This is a genomic window from Gemmatimonadota bacterium (genome assembly GCA_022560615.1).
Taxonomy (GTDB): domain Bacteria; phylum Gemmatimonadota; class Gemmatimonadetes; order Longimicrobiales; family Gaopeijiaceae; genus UBA1138.
Window position 1 is genome coordinate 1 of the sequence record JADFSR010000005.1, and the last position, 19,799, is coordinate 19,799.

Here is a 19,799-nt window from a genome sequence, read left to right on the forward strand (position 1 = left end):
AACCTGTGACCTCATGCTCCGGAGGCATGCGCTCTATCCAACTGAGCTACGGGCGCAAAAGTGTACTTCTTCCAGCAATAGCGCGGGGTTTTCGCCTGCCCCAACCATCGCCCCAAAGGGGGGTGCGCGCACGGTGGGCGAGTTGGGGCCGAATTCACTGCACTTCTCTCAACTGCCGGGCCCCAGACGACGCTTAAGATAGTCTCGGGGTCGGCCTGCTGGTAGGCGGTCTTGAGGGTCACCGCTCGGTGGCCCATTTGCGGCGATACTCGTGGAATAGGCGGCGCGCGCCCCGTTCAAGAAGACCAACATGGGGACGCACCCCCGCCTGGACATCATCCCGGACCTGTCCGGGCGCACAACCGACGCACTGTGAACCGTCCCCCTCCCTCCTCATGATCACGCCCGGAACGTGACATGAGGGTGGGCTTGGTGGGTGTAATAATATCTAACATTCTTGGCATGACTCCACCGATGTGTTACATATCCTTCCCCGAGAGGGAGCGGGCTCAACAACAAAAGTATGGCCAAGAATCTGAAGAATATCGGTAGTAAGCTCCAGGAAGCGCGGACGTCACGCGGCCTCACCCAGGCTGACATCGCACCTCAGCTCGGTGTATCACGAGCCACCGTCGCCCAAATCGAGACAGGACGGCGATCCTTGAAGGCCGAAGATCTGCGCCGGCTAGCTGCCTTTTATGGCTGTAGCCTCAGCGAGCTCCTTCCCCCGGCTTCCGACGACCAGGGAACGGATGGCGTTGCCGAGCTGTTCCGCTCCCATCCTGATCTCGCCGAAGATCAGGGGCCGAGTTCCCTCGCCGGTGTGTGCGCGATCGCGAGAACTCTCACCGATCTGGAAGCAAGACTCGAGATCGACGCCACTGCATACTCGCTTCCTTTGTACCGAGTTGAGCGCGTAACTACGGCGTGGCAAGCGGCGCGGCAAGGATATCGCATTGCAGAGGATGAGCGGCGGCGCCTAGCACTTGGAGAGGGGCCCATCCGCTTTCTTGACGAGCTGCTGATTACGTCCGGCGTGCGTTCGGCCAAGGCGACTCTGCCGACCGGAGTCCTCTCGATTTCGATCGCTCAACCGGATCACGGGCTTCTTGTTGTGGTCGACAAGAACCTTGGCCTCGCACACCGCCGCTTCAGATACGCACACGGACTTGCCCATCTCCTGTTCGATACCGAAGGGCCGTGGCGCGTATGCGGTGCTGGCGGAGCGCCTGACTTGGCGGAGGTGAGGGCAGACGCTTTCGCCAGCGCCTTTCTGATTCCCCAGCACGGCCTTCGTCGATACGTGGAGACCCTCGGCAAAGAGACGCTGGGACGCGTTGGTCCCACGGTACTCTCGGTGTATTCGGAGGGCGACGGTCGTGACAAGACGGGCGAGAGCCGTCGTGTGGATGGTCGCCAGCGTAGGGGTCGTCATCCGATGACCTTGTCGGACGTCCTGCGCACGGCTCACTACTACGGCACGAGTCCCAGCGTGGCAGCACATCGTTTGAGAAACCTCCGACTATTGACGGACCGTGAACTCGATCAACTCCAGACGATGTTGCAAAGCGAAAAGCGTGCGCCGGTCGACGAGGAACTTGCGCTGCAGGCGGCACCCCATGAGATGGACTCCCTCTGTTCTCGACTGGCGGAGCTCGCGGCCAGCGCACTCCATCGGGGGCACATCGATACCCCCAGATTCGACGAAGTAGCGGATCTCGCAGGAGTTCCCGTGGCAGACCGAGAGCGTCTCTTGGCCATTACTGCCACGCCTCCACAGCAAGAGCGTGAGAGTTCCAGCCAGACTTCGCATGAAGGAGCGGGATGAGCGTCACCCGGATCTACAACGCACCGCCGGACGCTCAGGAGATGCTGGTGTTGCTCCGGCGGCTTCACGCGGAGTCCCCACAGGGTCTCGACCAGATTCGACCTGGACTGGACCAGAGGGAGACCGTCGGTGTGAACGCCAAGGGCGACGACCAGAAGCGCTTCGATGTCGCTGCTGACGAATGGATCCGACAGTGGCTTTCAGAGCAATTCGAAAGCGGTGTCGTGGAGTCTGAGGAGCGGACGGGCGCGTTCGAGTTTGGGAACGGCAAGCAAGGCTACCGTTTCATCGTCGACCCGGTCGATGGTTCCGACAACTTCGCGCGTGGCCTGCCGTTGTCCGCCATCTCGCTGGCTATCCTTCCGCGACAGACCCGGGTCTCCACTGACCAAGTCATCTACGCGTTGGTGGGTGACGCATCGGGCCCCGCCGCCGCCGTCGCGGCACGCGGAGATGGAGCCTACTCCGACGGCCGGAGCTTGCGCACATCGGAGACGCGCCGTCTTCGCGACGCTTTCGTTTCCTGTGAGTTGAACCATTGGGCGCCGGGCGCCTCTCTGGCCAAGGTGCTAGGGACGTGCTCCGGTGTGCGTGTCTACGGCTGCGCCTCACATGCTCTTCGCCTGTTGGCAGAGGGGGCGCTGGATGCCCATGTCGACGTCAGGAACCGATTGACGCCCGAGAGTTTTCTCGCGGCCTCGTTACTCGTCACCGAGGCCGGTGGCCACATCTGCCGTGTGGACGGCGGGGCGCTCGGTCCATTTCAATCGCTGCAGGATCGCACGACACTCGTCGCCGCATCCACGAAAGAACTTTCGGAGGAGATTATCAATGCCCTCGCTGGATAGGATTCCACCCGCGGAAACAGCCACTCCCCTTGCCGTGATCCTCGCGGCCGGCGAGGGGAGCCGCCTGCGGAAAGTTCGTTCGGCCGTGCCCAAACCGCTTGTCCGCTTGCGAGGCCTTTCGATCGCTGAGAGATCGATAGCACAACTGCTCACGGCTGGTGTGGAGCGATTTGTCGTCGTTCTCGGCTGTGACGCGGCGCTTGTCCGGCACGAATTCGAGCGCGTCGCGAGACGACGTCGCTGCCATATCTCTTTTGTCGAGGCTGAGAACTGGGAAAAAGGGAACGGCTGTTCCGCGGTCGCTGCCGCTCCCTTGGTCGGCGACGGACCGTTTCTCCTGACCATGGTCGATCACCTGCTATCCACGGAGATGATCCGGCATGTGCTGGCTGACCCACCGGCACTGGACGAAGTCGCGCTCGCCGTCGATCACGCTACTGAAGACGTGTTCGATCTTGCCGATCTCACAAGAGTGGAGGTGTCCGGAGGGCGCATTGAAGCGATTGGGAACGACCTCGCGACTTGGAACGCAGGCGATACGGGGCTGTTCTACTGTTCCTCAAGGCTATTCGAAGGGCTGGCAAGAGCGCACAGGCAGGGGAAGTTCTCCTTGACGGACGGGATCCGAGAATGCGCTGCCCAAGGAGGGGTTCGTGCGATCGACGTGACCGGTAAGCTTTGGCTCGATGTGGACACGCCGGAAGCCTTTCAGGAAGCGACGCGCTGGATCGACGCGGCCATGGAGAAGGGGGGAGAAGATGGCTTCATCTCCCAGTTCATGAACCGTCCGGCCTCCCGTCGCCTTTCGGTGGCTCTGTCGAGAACGCCCCTGACACCCAATCACATCACGCTGATATCCTTCTTCATGGCGCTGCTCGGCGCCGTCGGCTTGGCCACTACAGACCCGTGGATTTGGATCGCCGCAGGGATGCTCATTCAGATCGCCTCTATCGTGGATGGGTGCGACGGTGAGATCGCGCGGATCAAGTTGCTTCACAGTCCCCAAGGCGCCTGGCTAGATACGGTGTTGGATCGGTATTCCGATCTGATGATCGGGCTTGCCGTGACATTCGGGGCTTCACAACTGTACGACGCGCTCTGGGTTTGGCCAGCCGGCTTCGCTGCAACGGCGAGCTTCCTCATGGCGAGCTATGTTACCAAGGAGTTCCAGATTCGTTTTCGGCGTCCCTATCCCAATGGTCTCCTAAACAAACTCAAGCGCCGAGATCTTCGCATCTTCGTCATCGCGGTCGGTGCTGTAGTGGGGCACCCGTTTATGGCGCTGCTGGCCGTCGGGTTAGTGACTCACCTTGCCGTGTTCCTGATTCTCGTGTCTGGCTGGCAGACCACTCTCGATACATGGCGAGTGCCTACGCCACAAGGCATAGGAACTTCAACGGGCCCATACATCGCAAGTGAGGCATACGACTGGTCGAACACGGACTCTGGGATGAGTCTCGGCCTCGGTTCAAAGGCCGGAGTCTGATCCGGGAGGAAGTCTCCTTGGGGCGGCGCCTCGGCGAATCGTGGAGCCTGCCACTACCACTCACCTTGCGGCCTGCGGTGTGCTTGGGCACGGTGAATAGGGAGTCCAGCGATGGGCGCGACCCAAGCGCGCCATCCTATAGCAGTTTCTGGTTGAGGCGCTTTTCCTCTGCACACTCGCCGGCTTCCTGGGGGTGGCTGCCGGCTACGGCGCCCCGGAAGTGATGACGCGGGTCGCCGGATGGGATACGGCAGTTCGGCTCGAAGCGGTGATTAGGGGTACGAATAAGCCCACACGGCCGGCGCCCGCCGCTTTCGCGGGCGGGCGCCGTCAGGTGAGCGCGCGGAATAAGCCGAGTTCTGTCCCCTCGCGGGGGAGGATCATTCATCTGGGGCCGCCGTTACCGACAGCCTCGTGCGGCCTACCCGGAACTCAGGCGGAGCGGGCCACTCCTCGTTCCCTATTTGGCCTTGCTTCAGGTGGGGTTTGCCAGCGACTCGCTGTTACCAGGAGCCCGGTGCGCTCTTACCGCACCCTTTCACCCTTGCCTGTGCCGCTAAGCGGCCATCGGCGGTCTACTCTCTGCTGCACTTTCCGTCGCCTCACGACGCCCGGGCGTTACCCGGCACCTTGCCCTGTGGAGCTCGGACTTTCCTCCGGCGGCCGAAACCACCGGCGATCCTCACTCGCACGCTCGGAGGAATGCTAATGCTTGGCGCTGCGTCAGGTAAGCGCGCGGAGAGCGTCGGCGGGCGTCATGGCAGCTACTGGAGACCGCCGGAAGTCCTTCGTATTCCGAGTGACGATGAACTCCGCCCCGCACGCGCGAGCGGCCGCAACCTGCATCGCGTCCTCGAAGTCCCGCATGGGGAGCGAGGTCGCGTAGCGCAGCGCTTCGGTATCCGTGGGGGCGACGGTCACGAAATGCGTTAGGCCTTCGATGAAGTCCTTCGCGGCCGCGCCGCCTCGCGTGGGCCTGACGAGGTAGTAGAAGTTCGAGATCGTGTGCCAGGCCACGAACGCGCTACGTGGGGCGCGCTCCAGGTGGTCGAGCAGCTCCGCCGCAGCGTCGGCGTGCGGCGTCCGATCGAGCGCTACATCGAGCAGCACGTCGGTATCGAGCAGAATCACAGGTACTTCTTCGCGAGCGCCCGGTAGAGTGGGTCGTTCCCATCGGCGGCCTCGAAGCGACCTCTCCAGCGTGCGGAGAACGACGGCGACTCGTCGCCCGCCATCTCTCGAAGCGAGTCTTCGACGAGCGAGGACAGCGACACGCCGCGGCCCCGCGCATACCGCTTCGCACGGGGAAGGAGCTCGGAGTCGACAGTAATCGTGAGTTTCTTTTTCATCTGATACGTATACGTGGGATTGATATAGTATACGTATTCCTCTCCGCTCCCCCAACCTCGCTTCCCCCCTACCCCACCCGTATCCTCCCCCGCCATGAACTCGCCCGAGTACGACCTCGACGCGGTGCGGAGCCAGATCCCGATCCTGCGCACGCACATCCCGATGAACAACTGCTCGCAGGCGCCCCAGTGCTCGGCCACGCGCGCCGCCGCGGACACGTATCTGGATTCCTGGAACGAGGCGGGCATGGACTGGGATGCGTGGATCGGCGAGGTCGAAGCCGCGCGTGCCGAGTTCGCCGCATTCGTCGGCGCGCAGGCGACCGATGTGGCCATCGCGACGTCGGTCTCCCAGGCCACCGCAAGTATCGCGAGCGGGCTCGACTTCACCGGCAAACGGTACGGCGTGGTCGCGAGCGGCGGGGAATTCCCGACCGTGGGGCACGTGTGGCTCGCGCAGGAACGCTTCGGTGCCGAAGTGAGCTGGGTCCCGGTGCGCGACGGCATGATTCACCTCGACGACTACGCGTCCTTGATCGGAGAGCAGACGCTGGTGGTATCCGCGTGCCGGGGCTACTACCAGACCGGCTTCAAGCAGGACGTCGGCGCCATCGCGGAAATGGCCCACGCCGAGGGTGCTCTGCTCTACGTGGACGCGTATCAGACGCTGGGCACCGAAGTGTTCGACGCGCCTTCGAGCGGCGCGGACTTCGTCGCCTCGGGCAATCTCAAGTTCCTGATGGGCATGCCCGGCATCGCTTTTCTTTGGGTCAGGCCGGGGGTTGCCGAGCAGCTCCAGCCCTCGATCACCGGGTGGTTCGGGCGCGAGGACCCGTTCGCGTTCGATGCGCAGCAGCTTGATTGGGGTGAGGGTGCGAGGCGCCTCGACACGGGCACGCCGCCCGTCGTGGAGGCATATGTCGCGCGCGCGGGCATGGCCTGGATGCGCGAGCTCGGCATGGCCGCGATCGCCGACTGGGACGCGCATCTCGGGCTCCACACCGTGCAGGGCGCACTCGCTCGTGGTATGGAAGTCATGGGGCCGACCGACGAGCTCCATGAGCCCCGAGCGCCCACGACCGCGATCGCGTGTGCGGACAGCCACGCGGTTGAAGCAAGGCTACGCGAGCGCGGCATCATCGCATCGGCACGCGGGCCCGCGATCCGCATCGCGCCGCATTTCTATAACACGACGGACGATGTGGATCAGGCGCTGGACGCGCTGAGGGAGGTGATGGAGTCGGCGTGAGTCAGCGCGAGACCTTCGGCACACGGCTGGGGCTACTCGCAACGATGATCGGCCTGGCGGTCGGCCTCGGCAATGTGTGGCGGTTCCCATACATGGTCGGGCAGTTCGGCGGCGCAGCGTTCATCCTTCTCTACGTGGCGATCGCCGGGCTGATCGGCGTGCCGGCGCTCATGGGCGAATGGTCGCTCGGGCGGCACACACGGCGTGGCACGCTCGGGGCGTACGAGCGAGTGGGCGTGCCGGGCGGCCGCGGAGTCGGCTGGCTGCTCATCGGAATCGTGTGGTTCGCGGTCGCCTACTATACCAACGCGATCGGTTGGGTGGTGTACCACACGCTGGCGGAGGTGCTCACCCCGTTCGGCCGGCCGATCGACGCGTCGCGGATCCTCCCGCCCGAGACCGGATTCTCGGGCGTTGCGTTCGGGCTGCAGCTCGGATTCACGGCGCTGGTCCTGCTGGCTGAGGCTGCGATCATCCTGCGGGGTGTGCGAGCCGGCATCGAGACAGCGTCCAAGATCATCACGCCCGTCCTCTTCGTTGTGCTGCTCATCGTAATCGTGCGATCGGTCACGTTGCCCGGAGCGGGCGAGGGCATCCGCTGGCTGCTGGCGTTCGACGCCTCGAGCATCACCCCGACAGTCGCGATCGCCGCTTTGGGCCAGGTCGTCTTTTCGGTCGGACTCGGCGGCACGCTGATGCTCGTGTACGGATCGTACCTCGGCAGTGACGCCAACATTCGATCCGACGCGATTTGGACGGTCGTCGGTGATACCGGCGCGGGGCTCCTGGCGGGTCTTGCGATCTTCCCGGCGGTCTTCGCTTTCGGCATGGAGCCGGGTTCGGGCCCCGGGCTGCTGTTCGCGACACTGCCGCAGATCTTCGCGCAGCTACCGGCCGGGTGGGTCTTCGGCACACTCTTCTTCGGCGGCTTGTCCGGGGCCGCGCTTCTATCCGGGATCGCGGCGTTCGAAGTCATCGTCGCCGGCTTCACCGACAGCTTCGCATGGTCGCGCCGCCGCGCCACCTGGACCGTGTACGCGGTCTCGATCGTCCTCGCGATCCCACCGATGATCAACCTCGAGATCTTCGTGCCCTGGGACCTCACGTTCGGCTCGGGCGGCCAGACGTTTGGAGCGCTCGTCGCAGTCGTGACCGTTGGCTGGGTGATGAACCGCGCCACGCTCCTCGAGCAGATCGCCGGGGACACGCCTTCGGCGGCCGACCGCGCTCTCATCCACTGGCTCCGGTGGGTGGTACCGACCGCTGTGATGGCGGCCGCGCTTTGGTGGCTGATCACCGACGTGCTGGGTGCCGCCCAAGGCGTGTAGCGGTCCGGCACAGGCTGCGGCTAGCTTCCTTCCATCTGAGGTACCCCATGGAGAGAACCCATGCATCGTCGTGCTCTTCTCGTCGTCGCTTCGCTGCTTCTCATCGCGCCCATCGCAGTCGAGGCGCAGGCGGAGCCGATCGTCATCTACGTCGTTCGCCACGCCGAGCGCGCCGACGACGGCCCCAATTCGGGGTTCACGGGGGATACCAGCGATCCGCCGATTTCCGAGTCCGGCTGGGCACGTGCACGACTCATCGCGGAGATGCTCGACGATGCCGGTGTGACCCAGGTGCATTCCACGGACTACTTGCGCACGCGTTCGACCGGCGAGCCGACGGCTGAGGCCGAGGGGCTCGAGATCGAGTCATACGATCCACGCGACCTGCCGGGCTTCGCGGCCCGGCTCAGGACGATGCCGGGCAGGCATCTCGTCCTGGGTCACAGCAATACCACACCACAGCTCGTCGAGGCGCTGGGTGGGGATCCCGGCACTGCGATCGAGGCGATGGAATACGATCGCTTCTACATCGTTACGATCGTCGGCGGCACCGTGAGCACGGTCCTGCTCCGTTTCGGGGAGCCGTTCGAGGGGCGCTGAGAGAGCCATGTCGTATGACGCCGTCGTCGTCGGAGCCGGACCGAACGGCCTCTCGGCCGCGATCGAGCTCGCACGGAACGGGCTCTCCGTTCTGCTGCGTGAGGCGACCTCCACGGTCGGGGGCGCGGCCCGCACCGAGGAGCTGACCGAGCCGGGCTTTCTTCACGACGTCGGGTCGGCGGTCTACCCGATGGGCATCGGCTCGCCGTTCTTCAACTCGCTCCCGCTCGAAGAACACGGCTTGCAGTGGGTTCACCCACCGGTTCCGTTCGCCCACCCGCTCGACGGCGGGCGCGCCGTCGTGTTCCATCGCTCGGTCGGGCATACCGTGACCGTGCTGGGCAAGGACGGGGCAGCGTACCGCCGGCTGGTCCAGCCGTTCGTGCGCAAGTGGCCGACCTTCGTGGATCACGTGATGACGACGCCCGTGCGTCCGCCGCGCGACCCGGTGCTGATGGGTCGTTTCGCCCTGCGTGCGATCCAGTCGACGACGGCGCTGGCCTCGAGGTTCAAGACCGAGGAGGCGAGAGCCCTCCTCGCCGGGTGCGCCGGGCACTCCGCCGTCCGACTGGAGGTCGCTCCTTCGGCTGCGATCGGGATGGTGCTCATGGTCGCCGGCCACGCGGTGGGGTGGCCCGTTCCGAAGGGCGGTGCCGGCGCGCTCACGGGGGCGTTGGCCTCACTCTTCGAGTCGTTGGGAGGCGTGATCGAGACCGATGCCCCCGTCGCATCGCTCGAGCAGCTACCGCCCCGGAAGGCGACGCTGCTCGCGCTCACGCGGGGTCAGGTGGCAGCGGTCGCCGGCGAGCATTTCCCCGACGGCCACCGAGCTCGGCTCGAGGCGTGGCGGTACGGCCCGGGCGCCTTCAAGGTCGACTGGGCGCTCGACGGCCCGATCCCGTGGCAAGCATCCGAGTGCGAGCTTGCCGGTACACTGCACCTCGGTGGCTCGCTCGAGGAGATCGCGGCCGCCGAGCGGGCTCCCTGGGAGGGCCGGGTGTCCGACGAGCCCTTCGTGCTGTTGGCGCAGCCGTCTCGATTCGACGCGACCCGTGCGCCCGAGGGCAAACACACGGCCTGGGCGTATTGCCACGTGCCGAACGGCTGGGAGGGTGACGCAACCGCCGCGATCGAAGCGCAGGTGGAACGCTTCGCACCGGGCTTCGGCGCGAGGGTGATCGCGCGTCGGATACACGGTCCCGCCGCGCTGCAGGCATGGAACGCCAACCTCGTCGGTGGGGACATCAATGGTGGCGCGCTCACGATGTATCAGACCTTCGGACCGAGTCGGTGGAAGCTCAGCCCGTGGACCACGCCCGTCAGCGACCTCTACGTCTGCTCGGCATCGACGCCACCAGGCGGTGGCGTGCACGGGATGTGTGGATACCACGCGGCCCGAGCCGCGCTGAGGCGTACGTTCAAGATCCGCTGAGACTAGAAGCGCGTCCCGAAAAGCACGGTGAGTCCAAACTCCGGGCTGAACGGCGTCCAGCCGCGTGCGCCGGTGACCTTGATCCATCGATCGCCGCCGATCACCGCCCCCACCCTCACTTCCCCGAGGTTCTCGTTGCCGCGTCGATCGCGGCTCGACCTCGGATCGTGCTGCCCGGTCAGCTCCAGGAGGGGGCTCACGAGCCCTCCCTCGTACATGAATGATGCCGCGAACAGGATGGGCTCGATCTGCTCGTGACGTGGGTCGCGCGTGCCGTTGACCCCCGCGCCCCCTTCGATCGAAACAGCGAGCGGACCTCGGTGGAAGCGCAGGCCGAGCGTGGCGAAGAAGTCCGCCTGGTCCCGGCCCAAACCCTCCCGATTGTCGGTGGTGGGAAGCCGCGTGCCGAAGCGAAGCGCCGCGCCGACCTTGGCATCGTTCCCGGTCAGGCGGATGATCGTCGACACCCGGATATCCCCCGCATCGCGTCGACTCGAGCCGTCGGGAGGTCGCGTATCCTCGAGGGGCTCCGCGAAGACATGCTGGTCGACGAAGAGACGAAGGAGCGTGCCTGCCAAGCGTACAGCCACGCGCTCGTACGCCCATGTGGCCTGGAACGCGGCGACCTCGGCTAGGCGGCCCTCGACACCGGCGAGCGAAACTCGCTGACCCGTGTAGAAGCCCCCACCCACCACGACCGTGCCGCCCGGACGCTCGAAGGTCGACCAGCCCATGGGGTCGAGTGGGCGCAACTGCGCTCCCCCCGGTACGGCAAAGCAACCGAGAGCCAGGAGCGAGAGCACACCTGCAAACAGTGCGAAAAGGGGGAGAATTCGGGGCATGGCGACAGCAATATGGCAGCGGCGAAACGGCTCCGTAAGGCCCGACGGGCTGATCGACTGCTCTGGCGGGGCCCGTGCGACACAAGCAGGTTGTCTCGACTCACTTCCCGCGGATCGGATCCGGACGAATGGCATATCGCTCAGCCTCAGCACTGCTCGCCCTGCTTCTCCTCCCCCTCGCCGCAACCGCCCAAAACGACGGCGAGTGGCGCGCATACGGAAGCGACGGCGCCTACACGCACTACACCCCGCTCGATCAGATCGACGCGTCGAACGTCCGGGACCTCGAGATCGTGTGGCGCTGGAGCGGACGCAACTTCGGTCCGAACCCGTTCACCCGGACGGAGACGACACCGCTGATGGTCGACGGGGTCCTTTACGCGACCGCCGGCATCACGCGCACCGTCGTTGCGATCGACCCGGGCACCGGGGAGACCCTCTGGACCTGGCGCATGGACGAGAGTGATCGCCTCCGGGGCGCGCCCCGGGCGAATTCCGGTCGTGGCGTGTCGTACTGGGAGGATGCGTCCGGCAAGGGGCGCATTGTGGTCGTGACCCCGGGTTACCACATGGCGGCGCTCGACGCCAAGACGGGCATTCCGGTGGAGGGCTTCGGCAAGCACGGCATCGTCGACCTCACGGAAGGCCACCGGACACGAGACGGCATCGACATGGCCAGCTCCATCGGGGCCAGTTCTCCGGCATCCGTCGTGGGCGACGTGATCGTGGTCGGATCGGCGCACCACGTCGGGATGCGGCCGCCTTCCATGGTGAACACGCCCGGCGACATCCGAGGCTTCGACGCCGCAACCGGCGAGCTGATCTGGACGTTCAAGACGATCCCCGAAGCCGGAGAGCTCGGGGTCGATACGTGGGAGGATGAGTCCTGGACGTATACCGGCAACGCTGGGGCGTGGGCAGGCATCTCGTACGATACCGAGACCGGAATCGTCTACGTGCCCACCGAGGCCGCCACCGGCGACCTGTACGGTGGTCACAGGCACGGCATCAATCTCTTTTCGACGAGTCTCGTCGCCTTGGATTCCAGGACAGGCGAGCGCGTGTGGCACTTCCAGACGATCCATCACGACATCTGGGACTGGGACAACCCGTCCCCTCCGATCCTCGCCGACCTCGTGATCGACGGGGTCGAGCGGAAGATCGTGGCACTAATCACCAAGCAGAGCTTCGTATTCGTCTTCGACCGCCTGACCGGTGAACCGATCTGGCCGATCGAGGAGCGCGCCGTCCCCCAGAGTGATACGCCAGGCGAGTGGACGTCACCGACGCAGCCCTTCCCGACTAAGCCCGCACCGTTCGATCGGCAGGGCTTCAGCGAGGACGACCTCATCGACTTCACGCCCGAGATCAAGGCACGGGCGATGGAGATCGCCAGCGCGTACCGCATGGGCCCGATCTATTCGCCCCCGTCACTGCAGGAGCACGAGGACGGCACGCGCGGTCAGCTCTCGCTGCCGAGCTCGATCGGCGGGTCGAACTGGGAGGGCGGGGTCCTAGACCCGGAGACGGGATTCCTCTACATAGGCTCGATGACCAACCCGTCGGTGCTGGCGCTGGTCGAGGGGGGAGACCGCTCCGACATGGACTACATCGCCGGCGGCGGGCGCGCTCAGATCGCGCGGGGCGTATCGATCGTCAAGCCTCCATGGGGACGCATCACCGCGATCGACCTGACCACGGGCGAGCACGCTTGGATGATCGCCAACGGAGACACGCGGCCCAACGTGGCAGAAGCCCTCGGGCTGGATCTCGCGGACCTGCCAAGGACGGGGAAGGCGTCCCGCGCGGGGCTCATGGTGACCAAAACGCTCCTCTTTGCGGGAGAAGGCCTGTCCGGGGACCCGATCCTGCGGGCACACGACAAAGCCACCGGTGAGATCATAGCCGAGCTCGAGCTGCCCAATGCCCAGGGCGGTCTACCGATGTCGTATATGCACGAGGGCAAGCAGTACGTGTTGCTCGCCGTTGGCGGCGGCGGGGAACCAGCCGAGATCGTGGCGTTCGCGCTGCCCGACGGGGAATGAAGCGTGAGAAGACAGGGGTTGGCCGCCGCGCCCACGTCGCCGTCGGCGTCGGGGTGGCCGTCCTCCTCTGTAGCTGCGCCGATGCCGAGCCCGACGCACCTCCGTCGGAGCTGACGCCGTCCGAGGGCGTGTTCGGTCAGGCGCCTGCGGCGCTGGGGGGGATCCCTTCCGTGATCACGCTGGAGACCCAAGCGCCGCTCGACAGAAGTGAGGCCCCCGAATTCCTCATGGATCAACTCGGACTGCAGTTTTCGCCGCTGCGCCTCTTCGTGCGAGTGGGCGAGCCGGTCCGCTTCCAGAACAGTGAGTCAATCGCCCACAACGTCCATGTCAGCTCCATGTCCGGCGACTCCACGGTGTTCAACGAGGATACGATGCTCGGCCAGAGTGCGAGCTTCGTCTTCGACGAAGAGGGTGGTTACGACGTCAAGTGTGATGTGCACCCGGGCATGACCGCGTTCATTTTCGTGACGTCAGCTCCGTATGCGGTCTTTGCCGAACAGGATGGCGCGTTCCAGCTCTCACGGGTTCCCGCCGGCGAGTATACGCTGAAGGTGTGGAGCGTGGACGCGGCCGCGCGCAGCGAGCAGACGATCGTGACGGCAGACGGCGAAGGCACCGAGGTCACGCTGCGGTGATCTGACGCAGGCTAGTCCTGACTACGGATTGGAGTTGGTCAGCCGGTCCAGAGGCGGGTCGGCGCCGTCCTTCCAGTTCCACCACTTGAGAAGCTCGGGGTCCTCGCCGCCTTCCGCGAAATAGATCGCGCAGCGGAACACGTAAAGGACGCAGCGGTCGAGTTTGGTGCCCTGATGTACGCACAGCCGGTCGTACAGCACGTTCGGATCCCCTCCGACGAGCTGCTCCACGCGCTCGATACCCAGCGCCCTCAAGTCACCGGCAAGGGCCTCGCCGATGCCTGGAATGACTCTGAGTGGGTCGATGCTTCGCATCCGGCCGTCCCGACTGCGTAAGTAAGGGCCTCCCGTCCACTCGTACCACCGGACCAAGTGGAGTGCGGGAGTGCGGAATCTAATTGACCTAATCAGTTTGGTCTAATAGCTTAGACTAAGATATTTAGTACAACGGAGACCTGCCATGAGAAGCTCCCTCGGTGTCGTGCCGGGAACGCTCGATCTGTTGGTGCTCCAGACACTGGCTGCGCAGGCTCCCATGCACGGGTTCGCGATCCTCGACTGGATCCGTGAGACGACCGATGACGCGCTCGTCGTAGAGGACGGTGCGCTCTACCCCGCCTTGCGCCGGATGGAGAAACGGGGCTGGCTCGAGAGTAACTGGGGTGTGTCGGAGAAGGGACGCCGGGCCCGCTACTACCGTCTCACCCCCTTGGGCAGCAAGTCCCTCGCGGAAGAAGAGTCGCGCTGGGAGCGGTACGTTGAGGCGGTCGCGAAGCTCGCGCGCCAGCGGGCCTAGCGAGGGGTCGAGGAATAAGGGGATGGTGCGACCACGGGGTCCTGTTCGCTGGCTGCACCATCTCGGCTTCCGACGGCCGCGTCCCGAGGACTCGGTCGCGTGGGAAATCGAGCATCACCTGTCGGAAGTGGTCGACCGACTGGTTGCCGAGGGATGGGACGACGAACCGGCGCGTGCGGAGGCCGAGCGGCAGTTCGGAGACCGGCGCCGATACGGACCATCGATGAAGCGGATGGAGAAAGGGAGGGCGGCGATGGAACGGCGGACGGAGTGGTGGGACTTCGTGCAGGGGGGCGTATTGGGCGTGTACCGGACGGCCCGCCGCTACCCGGGCTTCGCGATGGCCGTCGTGTTCACACTGGCGCTCGGGATCGGCGCCAACGCAACGATGTACGGGATCGTCGACCGGCTCCTCCTCCAGCCCCCTGCACACATCGTCAACGCCGACGACGTGCGGCTCATTTTCCAGGAGCGGCCGAGCTCGATCACCGGCGAGACGATCACGCAGCCCGGGCTCACCTATCCGGACTACGCCGACCTCAAGGCCCACGACGGACTCTCGGTAGCGGCGTTTACGAGCACCAGGGAGGAGACCGTCGGCAGCGGAGAGACTGCAACGCGCGCACGTATCGCATATGCGTCGTCCGAATTCTTCCCGCTGCTCGGCGTGCAGCCGACGTTCGGCCGCTTCTATGGGCCCGACGAGAGTGCAGTCGGTGCGCAGCTCACTGCGGTGCTCGCCGATGAATACTGGGAGCGGGCCTACGGCTCGGATCCTGGGGTCCTGGGTCGGACGATCGAGCTCGGCGGCAGGACGCACGAGATCATCGGTGTCGCGCCCGCCGGGTTCACCGGTGTGCACCTCACAGCGGTGGACGTCTGGCTGCCTCTCGAGGCCACGCACGTGGCCAGCAATGGAGTGGACTGGAACTGCCTCGAGAGTCGGGGATGCTGGTGGATGAGTGCGGTGGCCCGTCTCGGCGAGGGTATCACTACCGAGGTCGCTGAAGCAGAGGCGACGCGTCTCCACATCAACGCCCGCCGTGAGATGATCGACGAAGGGCGCTGGTCCGAGGACGCCCGCATCCTCCTCGTTTCCGTCATCGCGGCGGATGGTCCCAACCAGTCGGACGAGGCGCGGGTCGTGCGATGGCTCGCGGGTGTCTCCGTCGTGGTGCTGCTCATCGCGTGCGCGAATGTCGCGAATCTGTTCCTGGCGCGGGGTACCCGACAGCGCCGCGAGGTCGCGGTGCGGCTCGCTCTCGGCGTCACGCGTGGCCGGCTCGTCGGCCAGATGGTGATGGAGGCTGTGCTGCTCTCGCTCGTCGGAGGAGGCGTGGCGCTGTTGCTCGCCCGATGGGGCGGCGAGTTCGTGCGCAGGGTGCTCCTTCCCGGGGTCTTCTTCCCTGACTCGGCCGTGAACGCACGGGTGCTCGGATTTGCGCTTGTGGCGTCGATCATCGCCGGCCTCATGGCCGGGCTCGGGCCAGCCCTTCAGGAAAGCCGAGCGGACGTAACGAGCAACCTGGGTGACGCGGCCCGCGGAAGCTCCGGGGCGCGGTCCCGGCTCCGCGGCTTTCTCACCGTGACACAGGCGGCGCTCTCGGTCGTCCTCCTCGTGGGCGCCGGACTCTTCGCGCGGAGTCTGGGCGAGCTCCGGGACCTCGACCTCGGCCTGGACGTCGACCGTGTGCTGCTCGCTCAGATCGAGTTCCGCAATCCGAACCTGGAGGAGGCAGAGCAAACGCGACTCTACGAGGAGGCTGCGCAGGCAGTGACGGGGCTCCCGAGCGTGGAGTCGGCAGCCGCCACATCGGTGCCGTTTCAGTGGGTGTTCTCAAGCCCCCTGAGCGTGCCCCATCTCGACTCGATCCCGCGGCTTCCCGGGGGCGGGCCGTACTACTATCCGGTGACGCCGGGCTACTTCGAAACCGTCGGGCTACGTATCACGGGTGGACGCGCCATAGGCGCAAGCGACGGTCCGGACGACCAGAAGGTCACGGTCGTCAGCGCAACCATGGCCATCACCTTGTGGCCCAACGCCGATCCGCTCGGGCAGTGCATCTTGATCGGGCGGGATTCGGGGGAATGCACGACGGTGATTGGTGTCGTCGAGAACGCCGCACAGAGGGGCTTCCAGGACGAGGCCGTCATGGCCTACTACCTGCCGATCTCGCAGCGGGTTCAGGCTCCGCGCGGGCTCTATGTTCGGACCTCCCCCGAGGCACGTACCGCGGCGTCGGACGTCGCGTCCCTCCTTCGCAGCTTCTCGCCGGAGGTGCGTTATGCCACCGTCCAGAGCCTCGAGGAGATGCTCGATCCGCAGGCGCGGTCGTGGACTCTCGGCGCGTCGATGTTCACGGTGTTCGGCCTGCTTGCCCTCGTACTCGCGGCGATCGGGCTCTATAGCGTGCTCGCGTTCGATGTGGCGCAGCGGACCCGTGAGCTCGGCATCCGTACCGCCCTCGGCGCGGAAAAATGGCGGTTGCTCACGAGTGTGCTCTTCCACGGCGGCCGGCTCGCCGTGCTCGGCGTGGTCATTGGCTTAGGTACGGCATACCTTGCTGCGCCATTCGCCACGGACCTGCTCTTCCAGGTGTCGCCACGGGACCCCGCAACGTTCGCCGCTGTGGCGTTTGTGCTCATCGCCGTCAGCACTGCAGCGAGCGTAGTCCCTGGGGTACGCGCGACCCGCGTCGACCCGATGGTCTCGCTCAGGGCCGAGTAGCGGCGGTACTCCACCGTCAGCGGCCGTCACTCCTCTCGCAGAAGCTCTGCGGGTCCAAGTTGCAGCGCCTTGCGGGCCGGCGTCCAGGTCGCGGCCACCGCGGTGACGACCAGGATGGCGGCCACTGACAGGAGCGTGACCGGATCGTAGGCGGGGAGCCCGCGCGGCAGACCCCTCACGACGGATCCCACCAGCACGGCCGCTACAGGGCCGACGAGCGCCCCGACGATCCCGACCGCCTGCGCATCGGTGAGCGGCTCGGATTGGCCGAACTGGACGGAGCGGGATCGGCGCCGCGGCGGGTCCACAAGTCGTGCGACAGCAGCACCTCTCGATCCGCGGCGGCACCGTCGTCTGCGGGATACCGGCCGCGCGCCGTGCCGGTGCCGAACAGCTCGAAGTAGCGTGGGCCGACGATCTCGAACCACGCCACGGCAGGCGGCGCATCGGCGGGTGCCCGATCGAGAACGTCGTCGTCGCAACCCCCACACCGAGCCCGAGCGAGATGCTCGTGACGATGGTACGGTCGCATTCGAGTGACGCGCGTGCACCGCCGCTGGTTTAGTGGACAGCCGGTTTATTGTATCCTCCCTCATGAACGGCGAAATCCTTCATCGCCTACGCCGCGAGTTGCGCCGTTCCACCACGGCCGGACCGCTGGCCCTGGCCACCGCGGTCGGCCTGCTCACCGGGTTGGGCGCCATCGGGCTCCGGTGGATGATTTCCGCAGTGCAGTGGCTGTTCTTCGATCAGGGCGGCCGCCTTTCCGACGTCTTGGCTCCACTGCCGTGGTGGGTGCCGCTCGTGCTCGCGCCGGCCATCGGCATGGTCGTGGTGTCCTGGATCGTCCGTAGGTGGGCTCCGGAGGCGCAGGGGCATGGAATCCCGGAAGTCCAGTTCGCCGTGCGACAGCGCGGGGGACGCATCCGTCCTCGTGTGGCCATCGTCAAGGCGTTTGCGTCCGCGCTCTCCATCGGGTCGGGGGGGTCCGTGGGGCGTGAGGGCCCCATCGTCCAGATCGGTTCGTCCATCGGCAGCACGGTGGGCCAAATCGCGGGGATGGGGGCCAGTGAGATTCGGATCCTGGTGGCGGCGGGCGCGGGCGCGGCGATTGGCAGCACGTTCAACGCGCCAATCGCTGGTGTGCTCTTCGCCATGGAGGTGATCCTGGATGGCTTCGCCTCGCGTTCCTTCGGATTGGTGGTGGTCTCGTCCGTGGCGGCCACCGCGGTGGTGCAGTCGGCTCTGGGTACGGAACCCTCTTTCAGCCTCGTCGAGCAATTCACTCTGGTGAGCAACTGGGAGTTCGGGCTGTACCTGGGTCTCGGCGTGATCACGGGCATCGTGGCCCTGGTCTATGTCTGGATGGTGTATCAGGCGGAGGAGCGGTTCGAACGGTGGTCGTTCCCGGCCTGGGCCAAGGCACTCCTGGGAGGGCTGGCCGTGGGAGTGATCGGGGCCTTCGGGAGCCCCCACATCTTCGGCGTCGGACATGAAGGCGTCGAGCTGGCGCTCGCCGGGGCTCTCGGTGTCGGAATGATGGCCGCGCTCGTAATCCTGAAGATGCTCGCTACCTCCATCACGCTCGGTGCCGGAGGTTCCGGCGGCGTGTTCGCCCCGGCTCTGTTCATCGGGGCGATGACGGGGGGCGTCTTCGGCACCGTGGTCGGTGAGCTGTTCCCCACCGTGACGGCGTCCCCTGGAGCATATGCGCTGGTGGGTGCTGCCGCTCTGTTCGGCGCGGCGGCCCACGCGCCCATGACGGCGATCGTCATCCTCTTCGAGATGACCGATAACTACCGGATCGTCCTCCCACTCATGTTGGCCGTAGTGCTGGCGCAGCTCATCGCCTCCCGCCTCCGCCCGGACTCCATCTACTCCATCAAGCTGCGGAGGCTCGGCGGCTTCCGCCCGTCCGCCGGTGAGATGGGAACGCTCGACATTCTCATCGTGGCGGACGCGATGGGAGAGGAAATAGGGAGCGTGCGCGAGTCCATGGACCTCGACCAACTGGCGGAGCTGGCGCAAGCGGAGGGCACACGGAGTTGGGTGGTCCTGGACGAAGACGAGCGGCTGGTAGGCATGGTGGCGATGGCGGATCTGGAGCGGTCCATCGTAGCCGGCGCACACGAGCGAACCGTCGCCGAGGTCATGACCACGGCGGTGGAGACGACTTTTCCCGCCGAGACACTTCGCAAGGCATTCGAACGATTCAGTGCCCTCGGGGCCTACCAGATGCCCGTCGTGGATCCGGAGGACCGGAGCCGCGTGGTAGGCGTGTTGAAGCGGTCGGAGATGATCTGGGCGTTCAAGGAACTGGCGGATGAGCACCAGCGACTGCTGAAGCGCACGGATGCCCTACCGCTGGACGACGCGGGCGATTCGGTTCACGTGGAGCTCACCGTAACCGCAGCCCACACGGACATATGCTTCCACCGCATTCGTGAGATCAGCGTGCCCGACCAGGCTCTCGTCGCGCTCCTGCGGCGCGGCGAGCGGGTCGTGGTACCGAGGGGTTTCACACGGGTGGAGCCCGGAGATGTGCTGACGTTCATCACCACGCGCCGCGACCGGTCTCAGTTGGAAGCATGGATCGTCAGCACCCAGCGCGGGTCGTAGCTCATTCGGCG

18 protein-coding genes and 1 other RNA gene are annotated in these 19,799 nt (G+C 65.8%); 12 read left to right on the forward strand and 7 right to left on the reverse strand.

The genetic code is table 11. The annotated features are described in order from the left end of the window. Nucleotides 1–523: 523 nt before the first annotated feature. The 3 genes from IIB36_04505 to IIB36_04515 are packed head-to-tail and all read left to right on the forward strand — an operon-like array spanning nucleotide 524 to nucleotide 4,162. The gene (locus IIB36_04505) at nucleotides 524–1,828 is read left to right on the forward strand and encodes an ImmA/IrrE family metallo-endopeptidase (protein MCH7531010.1); all 1,305 of its coding nucleotides are present in this window, start codon (nucleotides 524–526) and stop codon (nucleotides 1,826–1,828) included. Continuing rightward, complete coding sequence (locus IIB36_04510) at nucleotides 1,825–2,676, forward strand: hypothetical protein (protein ID MCH7531011.1); 852 nt, start codon at nucleotides 1,825–1,827, stop codon at nucleotides 2,674–2,676. Before IIB36_04505 ends, IIB36_04510 begins: the two co-directional genes overlap by 4 nt. Further along, nucleotides 2,660–4,162, forward strand: coding sequence for an NTP transferase domain-containing protein (locus IIB36_04515; GenBank protein MCH7531012.1), 1,503 nt, complete (start codon nucleotides 2,660–2,662; stop codon nucleotides 4,160–4,162). The genes IIB36_04510 and IIB36_04515 overlap by 17 nt, the downstream gene beginning before the upstream one ends. 332 nt (nucleotides 4,163–4,494) lie before the next feature. On the opposite strand, the gene rnpB is transcribed toward IIB36_04515, so the two are convergent. The 3 genes from rnpB to IIB36_04530 form a co-directional block, all read right to left on the reverse strand. Further along, an RNA gene (gene rnpB / locus IIB36_04520) (RNase P RNA component class A) lies at nucleotides 4,495–4,858 on the reverse strand. A 27-nt stretch (nucleotides 4,859–4,885) separates the two neighbouring features. Then, nucleotides 4,886–5,293 carry a PIN domain-containing protein gene (locus tag IIB36_04525; protein ID MCH7531013.1) on the reverse strand — a complete coding sequence of 136 codons (408 nt, stop codon included), beginning with the start codon at nucleotides 5,291–5,293 and terminating at the stop codon, nucleotides 4,886–4,888. Further along, on the reverse strand, nucleotides 5,290–5,511 hold the full coding sequence (locus tag IIB36_04530; GenBank protein ID MCH7531014.1) for a hypothetical protein: 222 nt from the start codon (nucleotides 5,509–5,511) through the stop codon (nucleotides 5,290–5,292). Before IIB36_04530 ends, IIB36_04525 begins: the two co-directional genes overlap by 4 nt. Nucleotides 5,512–5,605: 94 nt before the next feature. Between IIB36_04530 and IIB36_04535 the strand changes: the two genes are divergently transcribed. From IIB36_04535 to IIB36_04550, 4 genes are read left to right on the forward strand one after another with little or no spacing between them, the layout of a single operon-like run. Then, entirely contained in the window at nucleotides 5,606–6,760 is a 1,155-nt protein-coding gene (locus IIB36_04535) for an aminotransferase class V-fold PLP-dependent enzyme (GenBank protein ID MCH7531015.1), read from the forward strand. Then, on the forward strand, nucleotides 6,757–8,088 hold the full coding sequence (locus IIB36_04540) for a sodium-dependent transporter (protein MCH7531016.1): 1,332 nt from the start codon (nucleotides 6,757–6,759) through the stop codon (nucleotides 8,086–8,088). Before IIB36_04535 ends, IIB36_04540 begins: the two co-directional genes overlap by 4 nt. A gap of 60 nt (nucleotides 8,089–8,148) precedes the next feature. Continuing rightward, nucleotides 8,149–8,688, forward strand: a complete 540-nt coding sequence (locus IIB36_04545; GenBank protein ID MCH7531017.1) for a histidine phosphatase family protein — start codon at nucleotides 8,149–8,151, stop codon at nucleotides 8,686–8,688. 7 nt (nucleotides 8,689–8,695) lie between these two features. Then, the gene (locus tag IIB36_04550) at nucleotides 8,696–10,120 is read left to right on the forward strand and encodes an NAD(P)/FAD-dependent oxidoreductase (protein ID MCH7531018.1); all 1,425 of its coding nucleotides are present in this window, start codon (nucleotides 8,696–8,698) and stop codon (nucleotides 10,118–10,120) included. 2 nt (nucleotides 10,121–10,122) lie between these two features. On the opposite strand, the gene IIB36_04555 is transcribed toward IIB36_04550, so the two are convergent. Next, a complete protein-coding gene (locus tag IIB36_04555; protein ID MCH7531019.1) occupies nucleotides 10,123–10,872 on the reverse strand; it encodes a hypothetical protein in 750 nt (249 codons plus the stop codon). Nucleotides 10,873–11,090: 218 nt separating this feature from the next. Between IIB36_04555 and IIB36_04560 the strand changes: the two genes are divergently transcribed. Together IIB36_04560 and IIB36_04565 are read left to right on the forward strand one after the other, a co-directional pair. Further along, the gene (locus IIB36_04560; protein MCH7531020.1) at nucleotides 11,091–13,007 is read left to right on the forward strand and encodes a PQQ-binding-like beta-propeller repeat protein; all 1,917 of its coding nucleotides are present in this window, start codon (nucleotides 11,091–11,093) and stop codon (nucleotides 13,005–13,007) included. After that, nucleotides 13,004–13,645, forward strand: a complete 642-nt coding sequence (locus IIB36_04565; GenBank protein ID MCH7531021.1) for a hypothetical protein — start codon at nucleotides 13,004–13,006, stop codon at nucleotides 13,643–13,645. The genes IIB36_04560 and IIB36_04565 overlap by 4 nt, the downstream gene beginning before the upstream one ends. A 21-nt stretch (nucleotides 13,646–13,666) precedes the next feature. On the opposite strand, the gene IIB36_04570 is transcribed toward IIB36_04565, so the two are convergent. Then, nucleotides 13,667–13,960, reverse strand: coding sequence for a helix-hairpin-helix domain-containing protein (locus IIB36_04570; GenBank protein MCH7531022.1), 294 nt, complete (start codon nucleotides 13,958–13,960; stop codon nucleotides 13,667–13,669). 145 nt (nucleotides 13,961–14,105) lie between these two features. On the opposite strand from IIB36_04570, the gene IIB36_04575 reads away from it, so the two are divergent. Together IIB36_04575 and IIB36_04580 are read left to right on the forward strand one after the other, a co-directional pair. Further along, nucleotides 14,106–14,441, forward strand: coding sequence for a PadR family transcriptional regulator (locus IIB36_04575; protein MCH7531023.1), 336 nt, complete (start codon nucleotides 14,106–14,108; stop codon nucleotides 14,439–14,441). 22 nt (nucleotides 14,442–14,463) lie between these two features. Further along, on the forward strand, nucleotides 14,464–17,169 hold the full coding sequence (locus IIB36_04580) for an ABC transporter permease (protein MCH7531024.1): 2,706 nt from the start codon (nucleotides 14,464–14,466) through the stop codon (nucleotides 17,167–17,169). 26 nt (nucleotides 17,170–17,195) lie between these two features. On the opposite strand, the gene IIB36_04585 is transcribed toward IIB36_04580, so the two are convergent. Together IIB36_04585 and IIB36_04590 are read right to left on the reverse strand one after the other, a co-directional pair. Further along, entirely contained in the window at nucleotides 17,196–17,366 is a 171-nt protein-coding gene (locus IIB36_04585) for a hypothetical protein (GenBank protein MCH7531025.1), read from the reverse strand. 5 nt (nucleotides 17,367–17,371) lie between these two features. After that, on the reverse strand, nucleotides 17,372–17,701 hold the full coding sequence (locus tag IIB36_04590) for a hypothetical protein (protein ID MCH7531026.1): 330 nt from the start codon (nucleotides 17,699–17,701) through the stop codon (nucleotides 17,372–17,374). A 62-nt stretch (nucleotides 17,702–17,763) separates the two neighbouring features. Between IIB36_04590 and IIB36_04595 the strand changes: the two genes are divergently transcribed. Continuing rightward, nucleotides 17,764–19,788, forward strand: coding sequence for a chloride channel protein (locus tag IIB36_04595; protein MCH7531027.1), 2,025 nt, complete (start codon nucleotides 17,764–17,766; stop codon nucleotides 19,786–19,788). Nucleotides 19,789–19,799: the final 11 nt, after the last annotated feature.

What these genes read in the sequence shown, in the direction of transcription:
- IIB36_04575 (MCH7531023.1), top strand. Translation starts at nt 14,106, where the DNA reads ATGAGAAGCTCCCTCGGTGTCGTGCCGGGAACGCTCGATCTGTTGGTG.
- IIB36_04510 (MCH7531011.1), top strand. Translation starts at nt 1,825, where the DNA reads ATGAGCGTCACCCGGATCTACAACGCACCGCCGGACGCTCAGGAGATG.
- IIB36_04515 (MCH7531012.1), top strand. Translation starts at nt 2,660, where the DNA reads ATGCCCTCGCTGGATAGGATTCCACCCGCGGAAACAGCCACTCCCCTT.
- IIB36_04550 (MCH7531018.1), top strand. Translation starts at nt 8,696, where the DNA reads ATGTCGTATGACGCCGTCGTCGTCGGAGCCGGACCGAACGGCCTCTCG.
- IIB36_04535 (MCH7531015.1), top strand. Translation starts at nt 5,606, where the DNA reads ATGAACTCGCCCGAGTACGACCTCGACGCGGTGCGGAGCCAGATCCCG.
- IIB36_04505 (MCH7531010.1), top strand. Translation starts at nt 524, where the DNA reads ATGGCCAAGAATCTGAAGAATATCGGTAGTAAGCTCCAGGAAGCGCGG.
- IIB36_04565 (MCH7531021.1), top strand. Translation starts at nt 13,004, where the DNA reads ATGAAGCGTGAGAAGACAGGGGTTGGCCGCCGCGCCCACGTCGCCGTC.
- IIB36_04590 (MCH7531026.1), bottom strand. Translation starts at nt 17,701, where the DNA reads ATGCGACCGTACCATCGTCACGAGCATCTCGCTCGGGCTCGGTGTGGG.
- IIB36_04595 (MCH7531027.1), top strand. Translation starts at nt 17,764, where the DNA reads ATGAACGGCGAAATCCTTCATCGCCTACGCCGCGAGTTGCGCCGTTCC.
- IIB36_04545 (MCH7531017.1), top strand. Translation starts at nt 8,149, where the DNA reads ATGCATCGTCGTGCTCTTCTCGTCGTCGCTTCGCTGCTTCTCATCGCG.
- IIB36_04560 (MCH7531020.1), top strand. Translation starts at nt 11,091, where the DNA reads ATGGCATATCGCTCAGCCTCAGCACTGCTCGCCCTGCTTCTCCTCCCC.
- IIB36_04580 (MCH7531024.1), top strand. Translation starts at nt 14,464, where the DNA reads ATGGTGCGACCACGGGGTCCTGTTCGCTGGCTGCACCATCTCGGCTTC.
- IIB36_04570 (MCH7531022.1), bottom strand. Translation starts at nt 13,960, where the DNA reads ATGCGAAGCATCGACCCACTCAGAGTCATTCCAGGCATCGGCGAGGCC.
- IIB36_04530 (MCH7531014.1), bottom strand. Translation starts at nt 5,511, where the DNA reads ATGAAAAAGAAACTCACGATTACTGTCGACTCCGAGCTCCTTCCCCGT.